The organism is Peptostreptococcus anaerobius VPI 4330 = DSM 2949 (assembly GCF_000381525.1).
Classification (GTDB): Bacteria; Bacillota; Clostridia; order Peptostreptococcales; family Peptostreptococcaceae; genus Peptostreptococcus; species Peptostreptococcus anaerobius.
In genome coordinates, this window is the sequence record NZ_KB906630.1 from 1 (window position 1) to 19,123 (window position 19,123).

A 19,123-nucleotide genomic window follows, 5' to 3' on the forward strand; every position below is an offset into this window, starting at 1 on the left:
TGATAAAGAATATTTGTATTTATTCCAGATTTAAGTGCTGTTTCTTCGTAAGAATTTCCTGCTAATACTTTTGATACAAGCTTAAACTTTTCTTCTGCACTCCACTTTTTATTCTGTTCATTGTGTTTAAGGATTTCTTCTCCATGAAAATCTACAAGTTTGCTCCAATATCTAATTTTGTCTCTAAACGTACGAGGTTTAACACCTTCTGGTGTTTCCATCCACTTTCCTTGTTTGTATAGTTCTACGCATTCTTTTTTGAATTCATAACTATATCGCATAAAAATACCCTCCTTACTGGTTTGTCCAGTAAAGAGGGTACATATCAAAAACGCCTGCTTCTTAATATATTTATCGAATTTGTTGATTGCTAATTTATAATAACTGTTAGGTTGGTCTAAATGGCTTGATAAACCACCTAAATTTACTTACTAAATATTGTATTCTATTTTAAAGGCGTCGTCTATAGCAGCAGTGTCAGATGTTTGGTCTGTTACCGGTGTTATTTTTACTACTTTACCCGGTATACCTACTATTGTAGCCCCTTCTGGCATATCCTTTAGGACAACGGAATTTGCTCCGATTTTTGTGTGGTCTCCTATTGTAATGGGACCTAGTATTTTGGCACCAGTTCCTATGAACACATCGTTACCTATAGTAGGATGCCTCTTGCCAGTGTGGTGGCCTGTACCACCAAGAGTTACTCCATGGTATATGACAACCCTATTACCAACTTCGGCTGTTTCACCTATGACAACTCCCATACCATGGTCAATAAATATACTGTGACCAATTTGTGCACCTGGATGGATCTCTATGCCAGTGAAAAACCTAAACACTTGGGATATAAACCTAGCTATAAATTTAAATCCAGCCTTGTGCAGTGGATGCGAAATAGAATGTCCTATCAATGCGTGTACACATGGATATATGATAAATACCTTTAGTCTAGAAAAAAACTTTATACCATCACCCATAACAGCGGCATCATTTTCCAATATAAAGTCTATATTCTTTATTAACTTCATTTTTACACCTCGTCAAACATAATAAAAACTAATAAACTCTTAACTCTTAAACTCCTAACTCTTAATTAAAATATCTCCATTGACATATACTTTTCAGCTCCGTCTGGGGCTACTGTAACTATCTGCTTATCTGGATATTTTTCTGCCAACTTTTTAGCAGCGGCGATATTTGCCCCAGAAGATATACCAAGTAGGATACCTTCCTTGCTACCAAGTTCTCTAACAGCATCGAAGGCCTCTTCATTAGAGATAAGTATTACCTCATCTATTATGTCAGCTGCATAATTTTTAGGCACAAAATTAGCTCCTATTCCTTGAATCTTATGAGGTCCAGCAGTTCCATGTGTCAGCATTGGTGATGTTTCAGGTTCAACGGCTACTATCTTTACAGATGGATTTTTTTCCTTTAAGTATCTACCAATACCAGATATTGTTCCACCAGTACCTACACCTGCTACAAATATATCGACATCATTGATATCATTGTAGATTTCAGGTCCTGTAGTCTTGTAGTGAAAATCGGGATTGTCCTTGTTGTCAAATTGACCTAGGGCCTTGTAGTCGCCTGTAGCAAGAAGTTCATTCATCTTGTCGATAGTCCCCTGCATACCTAAAGATCCGGGAGTAAGTATCAACTCAGCTCCATAGGCCTTGATTAGAGAACGCCTCTCAAGACTCATTGTATCAGGCATGATGATTGTTACACCATAGCCCTTGCTCCTGCCTATCATAGCAGTGGCTATACCTGTGTTGCCACTTGTTGCTTCTACAATCTTGTCTCCAGGACCTATCTGACCTCTTTTTTCCATTCCTAAAAACATTCCAAGAACGGCACGGTCCTTTATAGAACCACCGGGATTCTTATTTTCAAGTTTAACAAAAATGTTCTTATTAATTTTTGATATGTTTACTATTGGTGTGTTTCCTATTAAATCTATTACATTTGATTTCATTATTATATTCTCCTTGTCTTTTACATGCTAGTTTAGTAAAAACCCCTTGTTTTACTATCATTGTTGTCCGATTGGCTAAAAATTTATACCACCTAGATTTTGTCAATATTGACAATAAAGAAGTGGTCTAGCCTAGATTTATCTACTTATACACTTGGGCAGCAACAACAGCAACAAGAAGAGACTCCTCCGTATGAATTTGAGTATTCGATTTTTTTCTTAATATTTCTCATTTTACGTCGTCTCCTTGTCTTTATTAAACCCGAGTAAAATACTAGGATTTAAATTCATTGTATATTACTAGACTAACAATGTCAACACTAAAATAAAAAGTTATGCAAATAATATTAATTGAAAAAATAGGATAAAGTTATTGACTTTTAGACCTTATGGATGTAAAATATATAAGAATGCGTTAATAAGTCCACTATGCCCCGGACTTTACATATATTCAAAGAAAAACATAAATGTGAAAAGTTAAGGAGGGTCTTTATGAAGAGTTATATAGCTAAGCCAGCTGAAGTGAAGAGAGACTGGTATATAGTTGATGCTGAAGGTAAAACTTTAGGTCGTATTGCTACTGAAATAGCAACAATATTAAGAGGAAAGAATAAGCCAACATTTACACCACACGTTGATGGTGGAGATTTTGTTGTAGTAGTAAATGCTGAAAAGGTAGTACTAACAGGTAAGAAGCTTACTCAGAAATTCTACAGATATCATACAGGTTATGTAGGTGGGTTAAAGGAAATATCTTATAAGGAAATGATGGAGAAAAAGCCGGAAGAAGTTGTGGCACACGCAGTTAGCGGCATGCTTCCAAAGAACAAACTTAGAGATAGAATGATGACTAGACTAAGAGTATACAGAGGTGCTGAACATCCACATGCAGCACAGAACCCACAGGAATTAAACTTTAAGTAGGATATCGAGAGGAGGATTTAATTAATGGCTAATGTACAATATTACGGAACAGGAAGAAGAAAACATTCTGTAGCTAGAGTTAGACTTGTAGCTGGAGAAGGTAATATAAAGGTAAATGGAAGAGATCTTGGAGAATACTTCAACTATGAAACTCTAATAAGAGATGTTAAGCAGCCTCTAGTTTTAACTGGTAACGAAAACAAGTATGACGTTATAGTTAAGGTTGAAGGCGGCGGATACACTGGTCAGGCTGGTGCTATCAGACAGGGTCTTTCAAGAGCTTTATTAAAGGCTGACGAAGATCTTAGACCAGCTCTTAAGGCTGAAGGATTCCTAACTAGAGACTCTAGAATGAAGGAAAGAAAGAAGTACGGACTAAAGGCTGCCAGAAGAGCACCACAGTTCAGCAAGAGATAATCTACAGCTTAATAATGCTAAAAAAGCCCGGAAATACGACATTTTCCGGGCTTTTTCTATGCCTAAAATCACCTGATTCCGATGGTAAAATTTGAGGAAATTTGACTTCAAATTAGCCCATTTTGATGGGTTTACCATGGGTTTACGGCCTATTTTTTTCGCCCGAAATCCGGCGAGACAAATTTGAGTAGGAGGTAACAGGTATGACGGATTTCAATCAGATGACCCATGACACCGATGTGGGCAGTCATGGCGGACAGTCGAGGCAGATGACGGAGGTGTTCGAGAACCAGGAGTTTGGTTCGATCCGCGTGTTGCAGGAGGCGGGCAAGACATTCTTCTGTGCAAGTGACGTGGCGAAAGCGTTGGGGTATGTAAATCCCTACGTCGCAGTGAAACGCCATTGCAGAGGCCCCCTAACGAAACGCGAGGGGGTCGTTCAGAAGGTGAATCAGTATGGGGATGCTGGAGAGCAGGTCGTTGAAATCGCCTTTATCACAGAAGGCGATGTTTACCGGCTGATCGTTCACAGCAAGCTGCCATCGGCAGAACGATTTGAACACTGGGTGTTTGATGAAGTTCTCCCGTCCATCCGAAAGCATGGTGTGTATATGAGCGATTCCATTTTGGATCAGGTGATTCAGCATCCGGAGGTCATCTACACCCTGGCACAGGAGCTTGTAGCCGAGAGGGAGCAGCTTGAGGGTATCCGCAAACAGCTGGATGCGGCACAGCCCAAGGCAGACTACACATTTGAGGAAGGAGACAGCCTATGAGCGACATGGTGCCTGAAGTATTGAATGCGGCGTTGGATTCGCTTTTTACAGCGAAAGAACCTGGACAGCAGGAATACCAGGGCGTGGACGGGCTGCTGTATTGCCGGAACTGTCATACTCCGGTGCAGTGCAGGGTAAAGCTCTGGGGCAGAGACAAGATTGTTCCCTGCCTTTGCAGATGCCAGCAGGAAGCGATGGCGGAAAAGAAACGCCAGGATGAACTGGTGGAGCGGAAGCGTAAAATCAGGCAGCTGAAAGCAACTGGGATTCAGGAAAAGCATATTCTGGAATGGAATTTTGGCGTTGCAGAAGACAACAAGGACATCCAGATGGCAAAACGCTATGTGGAGCAGTGGAAAAAGGTCAAGGCTGAAAACCTTGGCCTTTTGTTATGGGGAGATGTCGGAACCGGAAAGTCCTTTGTGGCAGCATGTATAGCAAATGCGCTGCTGGATCAGGGCATTCCGGTTTTGATGATGAACTTCTCCAAAATCCTGAACCAGATGGGTGCCATGTATTCGGAAGAGCGATACCGGTATATCGCTTCGTTTTCCAACTATTCTTTGCTGATTCTGGATGATCTGGGAATTGAGCGCAGCACCGAATATGCGCTGGAGCAGGTCTACGCTGTCATTGATGAGTGGTATAAGTCCGGGCTTCCGGTCATTATCACAACCAATCTGAAAATTGCAGAAATCCGCAATCCGCAGGATGTGGCATACGCCCGGATTTACAGCCCTAACTGCTGACGGCGTAGAATCTTGGTGGCTAACTTGGTGGATATCTTGATGGGTGTCATCCTCTAAGTTATCATGGGTTGCATCATAGGACTTATCATTGGCTGTGCCTGTCTTATGTTGCTGATGGAACATCCGCGTCGGTTATCCACAGATATTGATATTATTGCCGAGCCAGGGACAGATTTGGATAAGTATTTAGATCGTGCATCGGAGATTTTTCCTTTTAAGGATGTTGAGGAACAGAAGCGGATTGGAAAGAACAATATCGAAAAAAAGCATTTTAAGTTCACCTATGATTCACCGATCAATAACAGGCCATTCTACATTCTTTTGGATGTTTTGTTTGAACACAATCATTATTCGGAGTTGGTTCAAAAAGAAATTCAGAATGATCTTCTCTTGACAGAACCGGAATACGTTACTGTTTCCCTACCGTCAGCAAACTGTATGAAGCTGTAAGGATTCAGCTTGGATATTACATTCCGGAACAAGCAGAGATAATGTGGAACGTCATGCAGATGGAAGTGTGACAAGAAAGCCAAAACGGTATACTGGGAAAAAAGATTAAGAAAAGAATAAAGAGCTGATTTTAATTGTAAAATTTATGGGGAACTAACATAAGCTTATTGACATGAATTTAAAAATAAGTATAATAATAGTTGAGTAATTGTTCAACTATTATTATTTGGAGGTGAATATATGCCAAAAACGTCTTATATTTGTAATTGCGATGTAATTCATGAGGATATTGTGAATGATGTGAAATCCAAGATGCAGCCAAAAGATGATTATATCCAGTTGGCTTCTTTGTTTAAGCTATTTGGAGATGGAACTAGAGTACAAATCTTACACGCTCTAGAACAGAGTGAGATGTGTGTATGTGATCTTGCAGTGCTACTGGGGGTAACAAAATCTGCAATTTCGCATCAGTTAAAGGCATTACGCCTTGCGAATCTGGTAAAATTCCGTAAAGAAGCACAGATAGTTTACTACTCGCTGGCAGATGATCATGTGAAAGAGATTATTGACAAGGGATTTGAGCATCTTTGGCAGAGATAATATTTTTTAATATTATAGTTGAGTAATTGAACAACTAAACAAATTATAAGGAGATTATCATGAAACGCATATTTCTATTAAAAGGGTTGGACTGTCCAAATTGTTCCGCAAAAATTGAAAAAGAAGTCGGAGAATTGGATGGAGTACAATCCTCAGTTGTGAATTTGATGAAGCAGACGCTGACAATCAATGTTGATTCAGCTGCCGCAAATACAATAGCCAGTCAGATTGAAACGATTGTCCACAGCCATGAGCCTGATGTGGAGGTTCAGGAAGAAACAATTATCCCCGTTACAAAGAGTTATTTGTTAAAGGGCTTGGATTGTCCGAATTGTTCTGCAAAAATTGAAAAAGAAGTCGGAGAGTTGGATGGAGTGCAATCCTCAGTGGTAAATCTGATGAGGCAAACGCTTACAATAAATGTTGCTCCAGTTGCCGCAAATACAATAGCCAGTCAGATTGAAACGATTGTCCACAGCCATGAGCCCGATGTGGAAGTTTCTGAAATTGTACAGGAATCTTATATACCGGAAAAAAAGCAGGAGGCCAATGAATCCTATAACAATGAGGATAAGAAGTTGACAGTTCGTTTAGCGATTGGTGCAGCAATCTATGCTATTGGTATGGCATTGACTGTTTTTGCGAAAGTGCCACTGCCTATCGAGTTAGCTTTTCTCATTGTTTCTTATGTTATTCTTGGTGGAGATGTTGTATGGCAGGCTGTGAGGAACATTTCAAAGGGGCGTGTATTTGATGAACATTTTTTGATGAGTGTTTCTACGATTGGGGCTTTTGTCATTGGTGAATATCCAGAAGCAGTTGCTGTTATGTTATTCTATCAGGTAGGTGAATTTTTTCAGTCATTGGCTGTTAAGCGTTCCAGAAAATCTATATCAGACTTAATGGATATACGTCCAGATTCTGCTACAGTAAGAAGAAATGGGGAATTGATTACCATATCTCCAGAAAATGTCTCCATTGGTGAGATTATTATTGTAAAGCCTGGTGAAAAAATTCCATTAGACGGTGTGGTATTGGATGGAGATTCTATGCTGGATACAAGGGCCTTAACAGGAGAATCAGTTCCGAGAAGTGTTCATAAAGGAGACGAAGCACTTTCCGGTTGTATGAATCAGACGGGTGTCTTAATGATTAAGACAACAAAAGCATTTGGTGAATCTACGGCTTCAAAGATTATTGATCTTGTGGAAAATGCGTCAAGCCGAAAAGCACCAACAGAAAATTTTATTACTACATTTGCACGTTATTATACGCCTGTGGTTGTAATCTTAGCAGCTATTCTGGCAATTCTGCCACCGATCCTTCTTGGTGGAGGTTGGACAGAGTGGATTCGCAGAGGATTTGTTTTCCTTGTGGTATCTTGCCCATGTGCATTGGTCATTTCAATCCCGCTGACTTTCTTCGGAGGTATTGGTGCGGCATCTAAACGAGGTGTTCTTGTAAAAGGAAGTAATTATTTAGAGGCGCTTAATAATGTCAGCATTATTGTGTTCGATAAAACTGGAACACTTACAAAGGGTGTTTTCAATGTGACTGATATTCTGCCTGCAAATGGATTTTCAAAAGAACAGGTTCTGGAGTATGCGGCCCAGGCAGAGAGTTTTTCTAACCATCCTATTGCAAAATCCATTCTTGCTGCTTATGGAAAAGAAATGGATCAGTCAGTGATTTCTGATTATAAGGAAATTTCAGGATATGGAATCAGTGTAATGGCAGGGGAAAAGAAAGTTTTTGCTGGCAATACGAAACTTATGGATACAGAATGTATAGAGTACACAACCTGTGAAAAAGTTGGTACAAAGGTTTATGTAGCAGTAGATGGTCAATATGCCGGATGCATTTTGATAACAGATGAAGTAAAGCCGGACAGCAAAAAAGCAATTTCTGATTTGAAACATATCGGTGTGGAAAAAACAGTCATGCTTACCGGTGATGATGAAAAAATTGGGAAGTCTGTTGCAGAAGAATTGCAGTTGGATGAATATTATGCACAGCTGCTTCCTGACCAAAAAGTGGAAAAGGTTGAGCTTTTAGATGGTAAAAAGAGACCGGAAAGCAAATTGGCTTTTGTTGGTGATGGTATCAATGACGCTCCTGTCCTTGCCCGTGCAGATGTTGGTATTGCAATGGGTGGGCTTGGTTCGGATGCGGCCATTGAAGCAGCAGATGTAGTTCTGATGACAGATGAACCGTCTAAGCTGGTGGACGCGATTGAAGTAGCAAAAGCGACAAAACAGATTGTCATGCAGAATATAGTGATTGCTCTTGGGATTAAGAGTGTGTTCCTGATTCTTGGCGCTCTTGGTATTGTGGGAATGTGGGAAGCTGTATTTGGTGATGTAGGCGTTACCATAATTGCTGTTTTGAACGCAATGAGAATTTTGAAAAAATAGGAAATGAGGTGGGAATGTGAAACGAAAACTGATTCTGTTAGCAGTTACAATTGTTTTTCTTGCAGGTTTCGGTGCACTTTTGCACTCACCGCCCTCTATGATTGATGCAATCACAGGAGCAACAACGAAAGCAAAAAAAGCTGCCCAAGCCGCCGCACAGTTGGAAGGCTCTTATGTTCTCGGTATTAATATGATGTCAGATGGTCTCGACAACGAGAACACCCGGAATAAATTAAAAGAATTGGCACTGGGCGATTCGGAAACAAATGAAACAGATCTCATGAAAACGGACATTAGTTTTCGATTATATGTATCTGAGACGGATTATCCGCTTGTCAGTTATGCTAAGAAACTCTGTGACAGGTTGAAACAGGCCGGTTTCTCCGTAGATCTGAAAGAGTACAGTGACACAATGATGCTATCAAGAGTGGTAAGTGGAAAGTATGATGTATTCCTGGCATCGGATGATTTTATTGACGTTACAACGCTAACACAGATGGACTATATGATCATGGACAGCGAAGAAATGAGGTGAGCGGGAATTTATGAGAAAATGGAATACGATTTTGTCTGTTTTAATGCTTCTCATTTTTATGATTCATGGAATCATGGGAAGCTTTATGCTGAACGGAGTTGGAAGTAGCGCAGGGAAACTTCTTGCATGGATTGGTGTTGGTATTCTTGTTGTGCATACGGTGATTGGTGTCATCCTGACAGTTCAGAGTTTACAGACAGCGAAGCAATCCGGAAAAATGTATCTGAAACAGAACGCCATATTCTGGGCGAGACGAGCCAGTGGGCTGGCAATACTGATCCTGCTGTTCTTCCATATTGGCTTGTTTGGAAAGGTGCAGAATGGGACATATATTTTGTTCCCTTTTACAACGGTAAAGATGGTAACTCAGCTTTTGTTCGTGGCGGCAATCTTTGTTCATATTTTTATCAATATCCGCCCATTGCTCGTATCGCTGGGAATCATCAGTTATAAAGAACGAAGGGGTGATATTTATTTGATTCTTTCGGTGCTCCTTCTGTTTATAGCGGGCGCAGTTATTTTCTATTATGTTAGGTGGCGATATCTATGAGTAAGACAATTATTATTATAGGTGCTGGACTGGCAGGACTTTCAGCGGCTTTGCAGGCAGCGGAAAATGGATGCAATGTAAAACTGGTTTCCTCCTTTCCATCAGAGCGGGCGCAGTCTGTTATGGCGGAGGGCGGTATCAACGCAGCTTTGAATACAAAAGATGAAAACGACAGTCCCGAAGAACATTTCACAGATACAATAAAGGCGGCTTGCGGTCTGGCAGACCCAAATGCAGTTTGGGGAATGACACAGGCAGCACCGGAGCTGGTGCACTGGCTGTTAAAACTTGGAGTTCAATTTAACATGAGCGGCTATGATGATGTGGATCTGCGGAATTTTGGCGGGCAGAAAAAGAAAAGGACTGCTTTTGCGCAGAGCGATACCGGGAAACAGATCATGACAGCTATGATAGACGCTGTTCGCAGGAAAGAAGCATCTGGTATGGTAGAACGGTTCAGCCATCATTCTTTCCTAACACTTCGTCTGTGTGACAATATTTGTTGTGGCTGCGTAATCAGGGATGAATACAGTCAGGAGACTGTGGAATTACCGGGGGATGCGGTTATTGTTGCCACCGGTGGTATGCACGGATTGTTTGGAAATACAACGGGTTCGCTGAGCAATACAGGAGAAGTCACCGCAGAATTGTTCCGGCTTGGTGTTCCTCTGGCAAATGGCGAGATGATCCAGTATCATCCGACAACTGTGAAATGTGGTGGAAAACGCATGCTCATCAGCGAGGCGGCCAGAGGGGAAGGTGGCAGGTTGTTTGCTATGAAAGATGGAAAACAATGGTATTTCATGGAGGAAAAATACCCGGAGCTTGGAAATCTGATGCCACGAGATATTACCGCCAGAGAGATATGGAAGGTCAGCCATGAATCAGAGGTATTTCTTGACATGACGGAAATATCGGACGAGATTATTTCAAATAAGCTATCTGGTCTGGCAGACGATTGTATGACCTATCTGCATAAAGATATACGAAAGGAACCGGTGTCTGTTTTACCGGGAATTCACTATTTTATGGGAGGCATTCTGGTGGATGAGCAGCACAGAACGCCGATTCAGAATCTTTACGCTGCCGGAGAATGCTGTGCCCAATATCATGGTGCCAACCGTCTTGGTGGAAATTCTCTGTTAGGAGCGTTATACGGAGGACGTGTTGCGGCAAAATCAGCATGCGAACAGGCAGATGTAGTAGATCTATCTTGTGCGACACAGATAGATTTTCCACCAGCGTCCCAAATTTCAGAAATAAAGCAATTAAACAAAGTGATGCAGGAGACTATGGGCGTTGTCAGAAATGAGAATACGTTGTTAAATGGGATTCAAACGGTACAAGCGCTGACAGAAAATCTTCCATTGCTTGGCATGGCAGTTCTAAAGAGTGCTCTTGCAAGAAAAGAAAGCCGTGGTGCACACTGGCGGGAGGATTATCCGAAGAGCAATGACGATGATTACCTTAAAACAACGGTAGCTAGATTTGATGGAAAGCAGATACAGATTTCCTTTGTACCTGTTCCAGAAAGGCGGTGATTCACTTGGTATATAAAATAAGAATCAGGCGGCAGGAGAGTCAGAAAGCAGACAGTTATTGGCAGGAATTTGAGTTTGACGGAAGCAGAAACAGCTCTGTTGCCACTGTTCTAAAGGAATTGAACAGTAGAACCCCTTTGAAAGATAACTCAGGGAATATAGTTACTCCCATCAGCTGGGAATGTAGCTGTATGGTGCGAAAATGTGGGGCTTGCGCCATGCTGATTAACGAACGTCCGAGGCTGGCATGCTCTACATTTCTACATACGTTAAAAGGTTCTACAATTACCTTGGAACCTTTAAGCAAATTTCCGCTTGTAAGAGATTTGATCGTTGATCGGTCAAATCTGTTTGAAAATTTGAAAAAACTGAACCTTTGGCTTGAAAGTGAAGCTCATATGAGTTCGTGGACACATGAACCGAGATACCAGTCGGCACGCTGTCTGATGTGTGGCTGCTGCCTTGAAGTGTGTCCTAACTTCTCTGCAAATGGGACTTTTGCAGGCGCTGTTGCTGCAGTCAACGCATTTCGGATTCTGAATGAAGAACAGGAAAGCACTCATTTGAATGAGATTTCTGCTGAATATAAGAAGAAATATTTTGAGGGATGCGGGAAGTCGTTATCTTGTCATGATATTTGTCCGATTGGTCTGCCTGTGGAAGAACTGCTTGTAAGGTCGAATGCAGCGGTTGTTTGGGGCAAATAAAATGGATGATAAAAGCTATAATGAATGTATGAAGGGGCTGTTGCACAAGGAAAAAAGTCCAAGTGCAGCAGCCCCTTTACGGTTAAATGACTCCAAAATCACAAAAACGCTCGCCATAGACCCCCTAATTCCCCAAAAGCAGATAGCTCAAACAGGCCCTTCTGAATAACGATTGTTTTCCAGAGGAGCCTGTTTTCCAATTTTTCAAAAATCAGAAATTCAGGTATGCTTTCCTATACGAATGTGAATGTGCTTCCATTTACCGAAGATATTCCATTGGAGGTAATTGCATTTCTCGATCCGACCATTGAGAAATTGTGCTTTGAGCAGACAGAGGGAAAAACATTTATACACTTGAAGTTTAAGGATGAAGAAGAGATTATCCTGAATAATGCGGCAGACCTTGAGCAGTATCTGTCCTCTGGTACGATTAAGGGCATTATTACATTCTCGATGGTAAAGGAAGTTCTTCATTCAGGTGGTTATCTTCTGGTAGATGAAATAGAGAATCATTTCAACAAGGAAATTGTAACGACCTTAGTGCGCTTCTTTATGGACAGCCGACTGAACAAAAATGGCGGAACGCTTATTTTCACTACGCATTATCCGGAACTGCTGGATGAATATGACCGAAATGACGGAATTTGTATTGTAAGAAACTGTAATGGCATTACAGCAGAAAATTGACGAGGTAAATGTCATTACTGCTCCAGAAATTGAAATGCTGATTATTCATGCGGAAGGAGCATATGATCAGTTTAAGCGTTCTGGAAAAACCAAGCGAATTTTGTAAAACAAATCTTCGGATGCATGATGTGAAGTCGTATGATTTTGTGAAGCGGTATTTCAGTAACCCACAGCTCTTGGTGAAAGCCATAAAAGGGTATCGCAGAACAGCAAATATCCCCAAAGGAGAATACAGCTTGTCTGATTTGCTGAGATGAGCTTTGCTTTTTTGATACATTAGCCGTGACTCAAATGGTCACCAGGAGATAAACGGGTACCAGTTTACAGAAAACAGAATAGAATCATCTTTGATGCCTCGCTGGGAAACCAACGGGGTATTTTTTTGCCCCAATCCGGCTGTATAGAACACTGAAAAGTCAAAACGAACCGTAGGTAGTCCTGCAAGGACAACCAAAGTGCGCCTACGAGGCCCACGCGAAACCGGAGGATTCTTGTTAAACTTACTTTGTAAGGACGAAAGTCCGGATGTCCCTTGAAAACTGAATACTCATTCTTCAGGTACATTCCTGTTTGGTCGAGCCTTCGACTACACGCCATGAAGCCCATCGGGGCGATAGCGGTTTCGCAGAAGCAAATGCCGGATTGCAACCGGCGGCGGTGTTAAAGCCAGACAGGGACAATGATACTTCCGTAATTCGCGGTCCGGCCATAAGGAAGGCGGGATGGTTAAATTCCAATGGAGCAGTGAAGCACACTGCCGCCTGTGAGAAATCCTATATCTCTGGGGTGATAAGAAAAAGTACAGAGAAACCATATTTTCAGAAAGCACTGCCGGGTGCTGTTTCAGCGTGATACCTGGCAGGCTTTATCCATATCAGTGTATGGAGATTGGAGACAACAGCAAATGAAAGAAAACTGGGTTTATCGGCGAGGTGATTTATATCTCGCCAATCTCGGTGTTCCGGTCGGATCAAAGCAGGTCGGTGTTCGTCCTGTTGTGGTTCTTCAGAATGATGTTGGCAATTATTATGCGCCGACGATCACGATTGTTCCGCTGACATCGAAAATTGAGAAGAAGCGAAAGCAGCCAACGCATTTCTTTCTCCGTAAAGCAAAGGGACTGGCAAAACCGTCTATGGTATTGGCAGAACAGCTCGACACCTGCGACAATATATGCGTGATTCGCCATCTTGGGCGGGTAAGTAAGGGTCAGATGCGTGGGATTGACGAAGCTGTAAGGATTCAGCTTGGATATTACATTCCGGAACAGGCAGAGAAAAAAAGACAGGGCAAATGCCGAAAGGATGGCGAAGAAGGCGATGGATAAGCTGCTGGATGCCATTTACGGCTTGCCGCCGTATGTGTTTGTGATGCTGGGGCTGTACGCAGGATTGCGGAGAGAAGAAATCCTCGGACTTCAATGGGATTAGGTGTATCTTGATTGCGAGGATCCGTACCTTACCGTTCGGAGAGCCTGGCATACGGAGCATAATCGTCCGGTGATTCTGACAGAGCTGAAAACAAAGGCAGCGCATCGGAATGTCCCTCTGCCGGACAATCTTATGGAATGTCTGAAAGAGGCGAAGAAGACATCGACATCGGATTATGTGGTTGCAAACCGGGATGGAGACCCGTTGTCCTATACGCAATTCAAGAGATTATGGCAGTATATCGTAACCCGTACCACCAAGGAACGCTGCTATTATCGCTATGAAGATGGCAAGAGGGTAAAGCATACAAGGAATATTAATGGAAATTCAATATAATAATATATTAGAGGGAAGGTTAGAATAGTGAGACTCATAATAAATAATTTGTAAACATCCTTTAATATATATTATTCATTAAGTATGCTATAATATAAAGTGGTTTAATATAGATAAATACAGCAAAATAGGAAGGTAACAAATATGAAGACACCAATTTACGATAGACTTAAAGAAATAAAGGAAAAAGATCTTGTATCTTTTCATATGCCAGGCCATAAAAATGGTAGATTGTTTCAAGAACTGGGATATAAGGACAAGATAAATGAGTTCTATAGTCTTGATACTACTGAAATTATAGGTACTGACAACCTACATGAGGCTAGTGGTATAATTTTGGAGTCCGAGAATGAGGCTAAAAGGGTGATTTTAAAGGGTCTTCTTTGTGGTGGGACTAAAGATGACATAAAAGAGGACACAAAATCTTTAAAAGGAGTTCAGTCTTATGAAGATTTAGATTTTTTTTATCTTGTCAACGGTTCTACATCAGGGATAGAGGCTGCAATAAGTGCCTCTTTAAGGTCTGGTGATAAGATAATAATCAATAGGACATGTCACCATTCTGCCTATAATACCTGTATGCTAAACGATATTGAACCAGTATTCGTGGATGAAATTATAGATGAAGACTTCGGTGTATTTAAGGGTGCTAGTAGGGAGGGTTATATGGAAGCCATCAAGCAAAATTCTGACGCTAAGGCTATATTTATAACTAGACCTAGTTATTATGGTATGGTCTTTGATATAGGTGAAATAATAGAGCTAGCCCATGAAAAAAATATGGTCGTTATTGTGGATGAGGCCCACGGAGCCCACTTTGGATTAAGTGATAAGTTGCCAAATTCTGCCCTTTGTTATGGGGCTGACATAGTTATCCAGAGCATACACAAGTCTTTGCCAGCATTCACACAGACATCTATTTTGCTTTGTCAATCTGACTTGGTAGATAGGTCAAGGTTGAAGAGGACGCTCGCTATATTTCAGTCTTCTAGCCCATCTTACATTATGATGATGAGTCTAGAAATGGCATTTGATATATATGATAGACATGGCAAGGAACTAATGGACATTCTTTTGAACAATATATATGTATTTAAACGTAACGTCAAAAAATACAAGATATATCCAACTGACGATCCTACAAAGATATTTATTAATACGATAGATAATGGAATCAATGGATATGATTTTGCCAAAATTTTAAGGTACGAATATAGTATACAGGTTGAGATGTCCAACTACAATGGTATTTTAATGCTCTGCACTATAGGTAATACAAAAAAGGATTTTGATATAATGTTAAATGCCCTTAAGGATTTTTCTAATAGAAAATTATTCGGTGCAAATGTAGACTTTTTCAAAGACAGCGCGGTGGTAATAGGAGAATCTAGGAGCACTGATATAAGGTCTCTTTACCATAGTAAGAAGGTAGACCTTAAATTCCCAAGGGTAAGTCCCAAGTCCAAGATTAGACCTAGACAGGCCTTTGATATGGAGAGCGAGTCTATAGATATAGATGATTCTTTGGGCAGGATATGTGGAGAATTTGTGATACCATATCCACCGGGTGTATGCCTTATAGGTCCGGGAGAAGAGGTAAGTCAGGAAGTAATTGACTATATAGAAAAGGCTAGAAATATAAAAATTGACATAAATGGCATAGAGAGTAGGGATTTTAAGAATATTAAGGTCTTGAAAATAGGTGGTAAAGCAGAGATTGGAGTGAGATAATGGCTGGAAAACTATTTGTAATAGAGAGTGGCACTGATGGTTCAGGTAAGGCTACCCAGACAAAAAAATTATTTGATAGATTGGTAGAGGATGGATACAGGGTTAGGAAGGTGGAGTTCCCAAACTATGATTCTGATTCATCAGCCCTAATAAAGATGTATTTGAATGGAGATTTCGGCGATAAGGCAGACGATGTTGACGCCTATATAGCATCTACTTTTTATGCGGCAGATAGGTATGCATCATACAAATTGGGGTGGGAAGACTTCTATTTAAATGGCGGTATCATCCTAGCTGATAGGTATACGACTTCAAATATGGTTCATCAGGCATCAAAAATGGACTCGACCGACGACAAGGAAAAATTTCTTGATTGGTTGGATGATTTTGAATATGGTCTATACAAGATACCTAGACCGGATGGAGTATTTTTCCTAGATGTTCCTTTGAAAGTAAGTGCAAAACTTATGGAGGATAGGAAAAACAAGTTCACTAGTGGGGATGAAAAAGATATACACGAAAGAGACCTTGACTACTTGGCAAGGACCTATGATAATTCCAAGTACGTTGCAGACAAGTTCAAGTGGACCCAGATAGATTGTACTGATGGTATGGCTATGAGGTCTGTAGAAGATATAAATGAAGATATATATTCTAGGGTTTTAGAATCCCTAGTTTAAATAGAAAGGTTAGACCTTATGTTTGAAGGAATATACGGACAAGAGGCCGTCAAAAAAAGACTTAAAAATTTAATAGAGTCTGATAGGATGTCAAATGCCTATATATTTTCTGGTCCAAGTGGAGTCGGCAAGTTTCTTGTAGCCAAGGAGTTCTCAAGGCAGCTCTTGGGTATAAGTCCTGATAATAGTCCGGATTTCAAGCTTATAGAGGCCAAAAAGAATGAATCATCAATAAAAATTGACCAGATAAGGAATTTAAAGGCCGACATATCTATCAAGCCAAACGGAAAATACAAGATATATATAATAGATGAGGCTGAAAAGATGACTGATCAGGCTCAAAATGCCCTTTTAAAAACTTTAGAAGAACCATCTTCTTATGGTATAATAATACTTGTAACTAAAAACGAACAAGCCTTACTTGAAACAATTAGGTCTAGGTGTTTGGATGTCAGGTTTTCGCCCTTGATGATAGATGATATACAAAAAATATTGGTAGATAAGGGGATAGACCATGATAGGGTAGCTGTATCGGCGATATTCTCAAGAGGAAGCGCATCTTTGGCTATAGATATAGCCCAAAGACAAGAGTTTTCTGATATGAGAAAGTTGGTTGAAGACTACTTGATACTCTCATTGGTAGACAAGAAATCATATGAGTCTACTCTGTTTTTGGATATGTTCAAAGACTATTCAAATCAGATAGGCATAATACTCGAGATGATGACACTATACATAAGAGATACCATCCTATACAGGGAGGGGCTTTCAGACCTGATGATGATAAATAAGGACAGGGTAAATATAATAAAGAAGATAGGACAGGCTGTGGGTGTGGGTCAGTTGGCTAGATTGATTAGCATAATAGATACAACCAATACAAAGTTGGATGCCAATTGTAACTACAATACCAGCATACAGGCCATGTCCCTTAATATATTTGAGGTGGTGAATAAATGGTAAATATAGTAGGAGTAAGATTTAAGCCAGCTGGCAAGATATATTATTTTGATCCAGTGGATATAGATATAAAATTAGGACAAGATGTCATAGTTGAAACAGCTAGGGGTCTTGAGTATGGTATGATAGTTATAGAGCCTAAGGCAGTTGCCAAGGAAGACTTGGTGAGTGAGCTAAAGCCAATTATCAGGATAGCTGACCAAAAGGACAAGCAACACTATACAGAAAATAAGGAAAAGATAAAAGAAGCATTCTCTATATGTGAAGAGAAGATCAAAAAGCATGAACTTGATATGTATTTGATTGACTGTGAGTATACATTTGATAGGAACAAGCTTATATTCTACTTTACAGCAGAGGGAAGAATAGACTTTAGAGAGCTAGTAAAAGACCTGGCTGCAATATTTAAGACTAGGATAGAATTAAGACAGATAGGTGTTAGGGATGAGGCCAAGATACTTAACTCGATTGGACCATGTGGCAGACCTCTTTGCTGCTCTACTTGGATAGGCGAGTTTATGCCGGTGTCTATAAAGATGGCCAAGGAACAAGGTTTATCTTTGAATCCTGCCAAAATATCTGGAGTATGCGGCAGATTATTCTGTTGTCTAAAGTATGAGGCTGAAGGATATTCTGATGCAATAAAGAGGGTTCCAAGTCCAGGTTCGATCGTAAAGGACCTATTCTCAGATAGGAAGGCCAAGGTTGTGGACTCAAACTACCTTCTTGAAACTATCAAGGTAGAGTATGAAGACAAGTCTCAGGGGGTATTGTCAGAGGGAGACTACAAACTCCTAAAGGCTATAAAAAAGGACTGCCCTAAGATTATGGCTGCCCAAGAAAAGCTAGATAAGGAAGCCTTGGAAGAACTAAAGAGACTTGAAAAAGAAAAATAAGGTGGAAGATGAAAGTAGAGTTAAAGGATAAGGAAAGAATAGATGATCTCCAGTGTAAGGGGTTAAGGTTAATCCAGAATCCAGATGGTTTTTGTTTTGGTATTGACGCTGTACTGCTTGCAAATTTTTCTAAGGTCAAAAGAGGAAGCAAGGTAGTAGATTTAGGTACAGGGACTGGTATTATACCGGTTTTAATTTCTGGTAAGAGTAGGGCTGACAAAATAATAGGGGTAGAGATTCAAGAAGAGGTAGCGGAGATGGCTACTAGATCTGTGAAACTAAATGACCTTGAAGATAGGGTCAGCATATTGAATGAAGACCTCAATAATATTACTAGCCTGATAGGAAAAAATACTGTAGATGTAGTGGTATCCAATCCACCCTATATGCACTCCAAGGGAATAATAAACGAAAATGATAAAAAGGCAATATCAAGGCATGGTATCATGTGTGATCTTGAGGATATATTTAGGGTGTCTAAGGATATACTAAAGCCAAATGGAAAATTGTATATGATAAACAGGACGCTAAGGCTAGTAGATATGATGGTATATGCAAGAAACCATAATCTTGAACCTAAAACAATGAAGTTTGTACATTCAAAGATAGGTAAGGCACCCAAACTAGTATTGGTAGAATTTGTAAAATGTGCCAAACCAGAAGTGAAGGTGCTAGAACCCTTGTATATATATAATGAGGATGGTTCTTATACAGACCAGACCCTAGCCATATATTCAAAGGATTCTATAGAAAGGTAGG

Annotated in this window: 20 protein-coding genes and 1 pseudogene; 18 read left to right on the forward strand and 3 right to left on the reverse strand. The window is 40.5% G+C overall.

Annotation, left to right across the window (positions count from 1 at the left end; translation table 11 throughout):
- The 3 genes and pseudogenes from F823_RS0107600 to cysK form a co-directional block, all read right to left on the reverse strand.
- Window positions 1–281, reverse strand: a pseudogene (locus tag F823_RS0107600) (helix-turn-helix domain-containing protein); the annotation flags it as partial.
- Window positions 282–431: 150 nt separating this feature from the next.
- Window positions 432–1,028 (reverse strand): serine O-acetyltransferase EpsC, encoded by a 597-nt coding sequence (gene epsC / locus F823_RS0107605; protein WP_002846064.1) that lies wholly within the window; start codon window positions 1,026–1,028, stop codon window positions 432–434.
- Window positions 1,029–1,093: 65 nt separating this feature from the next.
- Window positions 1,094–1,981, reverse strand: coding sequence for a cysteine synthase A (cysK, locus tag F823_RS0107610; protein ID WP_002846065.1), 888 nt, complete (start codon window positions 1,979–1,981; stop codon window positions 1,094–1,096).
- 492 nt (window positions 1,982–2,473) lie between these two features.
- Here cysK and rplM point away from each other — a divergent pair, with 492 nt between their 5' ends.
- From rplM to F823_RS0107715, 18 genes are all read left to right on the forward strand, one after another.
- A complete protein-coding gene (rplM, locus tag F823_RS0107615) occupies window positions 2,474–2,905 on the forward strand; it encodes a 50S ribosomal protein L13 (protein ID WP_002843417.1) in 432 nt (143 codons plus the stop codon).
- A 24-nt stretch (window positions 2,906–2,929) separates the two neighbouring features.
- On the forward strand, window positions 2,930–3,322 hold the full coding sequence (gene rpsI, locus F823_RS0107620; protein ID WP_002843418.1) for a 30S ribosomal protein S9: 393 nt from the start codon (window positions 2,930–2,932) through the stop codon (window positions 3,320–3,322).
- Window positions 3,323–3,525: 203 nt separating this feature from the next.
- Window positions 3,526–4,098: a BRO-N domain-containing protein gene (locus tag F823_RS10580; RefSeq protein ID WP_002846070.1), complete on the forward strand. Its 573-nt coding sequence runs from the start codon at window positions 3,526–3,528 to the stop codon at window positions 4,096–4,098.
- On the forward strand, window positions 4,095–4,847 hold the full coding sequence (locus F823_RS0107630) for an ATP-binding protein (protein ID WP_019595567.1): 753 nt from the start codon (window positions 4,095–4,097) through the stop codon (window positions 4,845–4,847). The genes F823_RS10580 and F823_RS0107630 overlap by 4 nt, the downstream gene beginning before the upstream one ends.
- Window positions 4,848–4,952: 105 nt before the next feature.
- Window positions 4,953–5,297, forward strand: a complete 345-nt coding sequence (locus F823_RS0107635; RefSeq protein ID WP_227214032.1) for a hypothetical protein — start codon at window positions 4,953–4,955, stop codon at window positions 5,295–5,297.
- A 240-nt stretch (window positions 5,298–5,537) separates the two neighbouring features.
- Window positions 5,538–5,897, forward strand: a complete 360-nt coding sequence (locus tag F823_RS0107640) for an ArsR/SmtB family transcription factor (RefSeq protein WP_002846076.1) — start codon at window positions 5,538–5,540, stop codon at window positions 5,895–5,897.
- Between the two features lie 59 nt (window positions 5,898–5,956).
- Complete coding sequence (locus tag F823_RS0107645; protein WP_002846078.1) at window positions 5,957–8,311, forward strand: heavy metal translocating P-type ATPase; 2,355 nt, start codon at window positions 5,957–5,959, stop codon at window positions 8,309–8,311.
- A gap of 16 nt (window positions 8,312–8,327) precedes the next feature.
- Window positions 8,328–8,846 (forward strand): DUF6921 family protein, encoded by a 519-nt coding sequence (locus F823_RS0107650; RefSeq protein WP_002846080.1) that lies wholly within the window; start codon window positions 8,328–8,330, stop codon window positions 8,844–8,846.
- A 10-nt stretch (window positions 8,847–8,856) separates the two neighbouring features.
- Complete coding sequence (locus tag F823_RS0107655; RefSeq protein ID WP_002843426.1) at window positions 8,857–9,396, forward strand: hypothetical protein; 540 nt, start codon at window positions 8,857–8,859, stop codon at window positions 9,394–9,396.
- Window positions 9,393–10,937: an FAD-dependent oxidoreductase gene (locus F823_RS0107660; RefSeq protein ID WP_002843439.1), complete on the forward strand. Its 1,545-nt coding sequence runs from the start codon at window positions 9,393–9,395 to the stop codon at window positions 10,935–10,937. The genes F823_RS0107655 and F823_RS0107660 overlap by 4 nt, the downstream gene beginning before the upstream one ends.
- Window positions 10,934–11,644, forward strand: coding sequence for a succinate dehydrogenase/fumarate reductase iron-sulfur subunit (locus tag F823_RS0107665; protein WP_002846085.1), 711 nt, complete (start codon window positions 10,934–10,936; stop codon window positions 11,642–11,644). Before F823_RS0107660 ends, F823_RS0107665 begins: the two co-directional genes overlap by 4 nt.
- A gap of 225 nt (window positions 11,645–11,869) precedes the next feature.
- The gene (locus F823_RS10585) at window positions 11,870–12,331 is read left to right on the forward strand and encodes an AAA family ATPase (protein WP_002846088.1); all 462 of its coding nucleotides are present in this window, start codon (window positions 11,870–11,872) and stop codon (window positions 12,329–12,331) included.
- 904 nt (window positions 12,332–13,235) lie between these two features.
- On the forward strand, window positions 13,236–13,658 hold the full coding sequence (locus F823_RS0107685) for a type II toxin-antitoxin system PemK/MazF family toxin (protein ID WP_002843421.1): 423 nt from the start codon (window positions 13,236–13,238) through the stop codon (window positions 13,656–13,658).
- A gap of 583 nt (window positions 13,659–14,241) precedes the next feature.
- Complete coding sequence (locus F823_RS0107695; protein ID WP_002846096.1) at window positions 14,242–15,828, forward strand: aminotransferase class I/II-fold pyridoxal phosphate-dependent enzyme; 1,587 nt, start codon at window positions 14,242–14,244, stop codon at window positions 15,826–15,828.
- A complete protein-coding gene (locus tag F823_RS0107700; protein WP_002843419.1) occupies window positions 15,828–16,508 on the forward strand; it encodes a dTMP kinase in 681 nt (226 codons plus the stop codon). The genes F823_RS0107695 and F823_RS0107700 overlap by 1 nt, the downstream gene beginning before the upstream one ends.
- 18 nt (window positions 16,509–16,526) lie before the next feature.
- Entirely contained in the window at window positions 16,527–17,471 is a 945-nt protein-coding gene (locus tag F823_RS0107705; RefSeq protein WP_002843414.1) for a DNA polymerase III subunit, read from the forward strand.
- Window positions 17,465–18,364 carry a PSP1 domain-containing protein gene (locus tag F823_RS0107710; protein WP_002843409.1) on the forward strand — a complete coding sequence of 300 codons (900 nt, stop codon included), beginning with the start codon at window positions 17,465–17,467 and terminating at the stop codon, window positions 18,362–18,364. The genes F823_RS0107705 and F823_RS0107710 overlap by 7 nt, the downstream gene beginning before the upstream one ends.
- A gap of 8 nt (window positions 18,365–18,372) precedes the next feature.
- Entirely contained in the window at window positions 18,373–19,122 is a 750-nt protein-coding gene (locus tag F823_RS0107715) for a tRNA1(Val) (adenine(37)-N6)-methyltransferase (protein ID WP_002846098.1), read from the forward strand.
- Window position 19,123: the final 1 nt, after the last annotated feature.

Excerpts from the sequence above, each read along its gene's own strand:
- epsC (WP_002846064.1), bottom strand. The coding sequence starts at position 1,028 with ATGAAGTTAATAAAGAATATAGACTTTATATTGGAAAATGATGCCGCT.
- cysK (WP_002846065.1), bottom strand. The coding sequence starts at position 1,981 with ATGAAATCAAATGTAATAGATTTAATAGGAAACACACCAATAGTAAAC.
- rplM (WP_002843417.1), top strand. The coding sequence starts at position 2,474 with ATGAAGAGTTATATAGCTAAGCCAGCTGAAGTGAAGAGAGACTGGTAT.
- rpsI (WP_002843418.1), top strand. The coding sequence starts at position 2,930 with ATGGCTAATGTACAATATTACGGAACAGGAAGAAGAAAACATTCTGTA.
- F823_RS10580 (WP_002846070.1), top strand. The coding sequence starts at position 3,526 with ATGACGGATTTCAATCAGATGACCCATGACACCGATGTGGGCAGTCAT.
- F823_RS0107630 (WP_019595567.1), top strand. The coding sequence starts at position 4,095 with ATGAGCGACATGGTGCCTGAAGTATTGAATGCGGCGTTGGATTCGCTT.
- F823_RS0107635 (WP_227214032.1), top strand. The coding sequence starts at position 4,953 with ATGTTGCTGATGGAACATCCGCGTCGGTTATCCACAGATATTGATATT.
- F823_RS0107640 (WP_002846076.1), top strand. The coding sequence starts at position 5,538 with ATGCCAAAAACGTCTTATATTTGTAATTGCGATGTAATTCATGAGGAT.
- F823_RS0107645 (WP_002846078.1), top strand. The coding sequence starts at position 5,957 with ATGAAACGCATATTTCTATTAAAAGGGTTGGACTGTCCAAATTGTTCC.
- F823_RS0107655 (WP_002843426.1), top strand. The coding sequence starts at position 8,857 with ATGAGAAAATGGAATACGATTTTGTCTGTTTTAATGCTTCTCATTTTT.
- F823_RS0107660 (WP_002843439.1), top strand. The coding sequence starts at position 9,393 with ATGAGTAAGACAATTATTATTATAGGTGCTGGACTGGCAGGACTTTCA.
- F823_RS10585 (WP_002846088.1), top strand. The coding sequence starts at position 11,870 with ATGCTTTCCTATACGAATGTGAATGTGCTTCCATTTACCGAAGATATT.
- F823_RS0107685 (WP_002843421.1), top strand. The coding sequence starts at position 13,236 with ATGAAAGAAAACTGGGTTTATCGGCGAGGTGATTTATATCTCGCCAAT.
- F823_RS0107695 (WP_002846096.1), top strand. The coding sequence starts at position 14,242 with ATGAAGACACCAATTTACGATAGACTTAAAGAAATAAAGGAAAAAGAT.
- F823_RS0107700 (WP_002843419.1), top strand. The coding sequence starts at position 15,828 with ATGGCTGGAAAACTATTTGTAATAGAGAGTGGCACTGATGGTTCAGGT.
- F823_RS0107705 (WP_002843414.1), top strand. The coding sequence starts at position 16,527 with ATGTTTGAAGGAATATACGGACAAGAGGCCGTCAAAAAAAGACTTAAA.
- F823_RS0107710 (WP_002843409.1), top strand. The coding sequence starts at position 17,465 with ATGGTAAATATAGTAGGAGTAAGATTTAAGCCAGCTGGCAAGATATAT.
- F823_RS0107715 (WP_002846098.1), top strand. The coding sequence starts at position 18,373 with ATGAAAGTAGAGTTAAAGGATAAGGAAAGAATAGATGATCTCCAGTGT.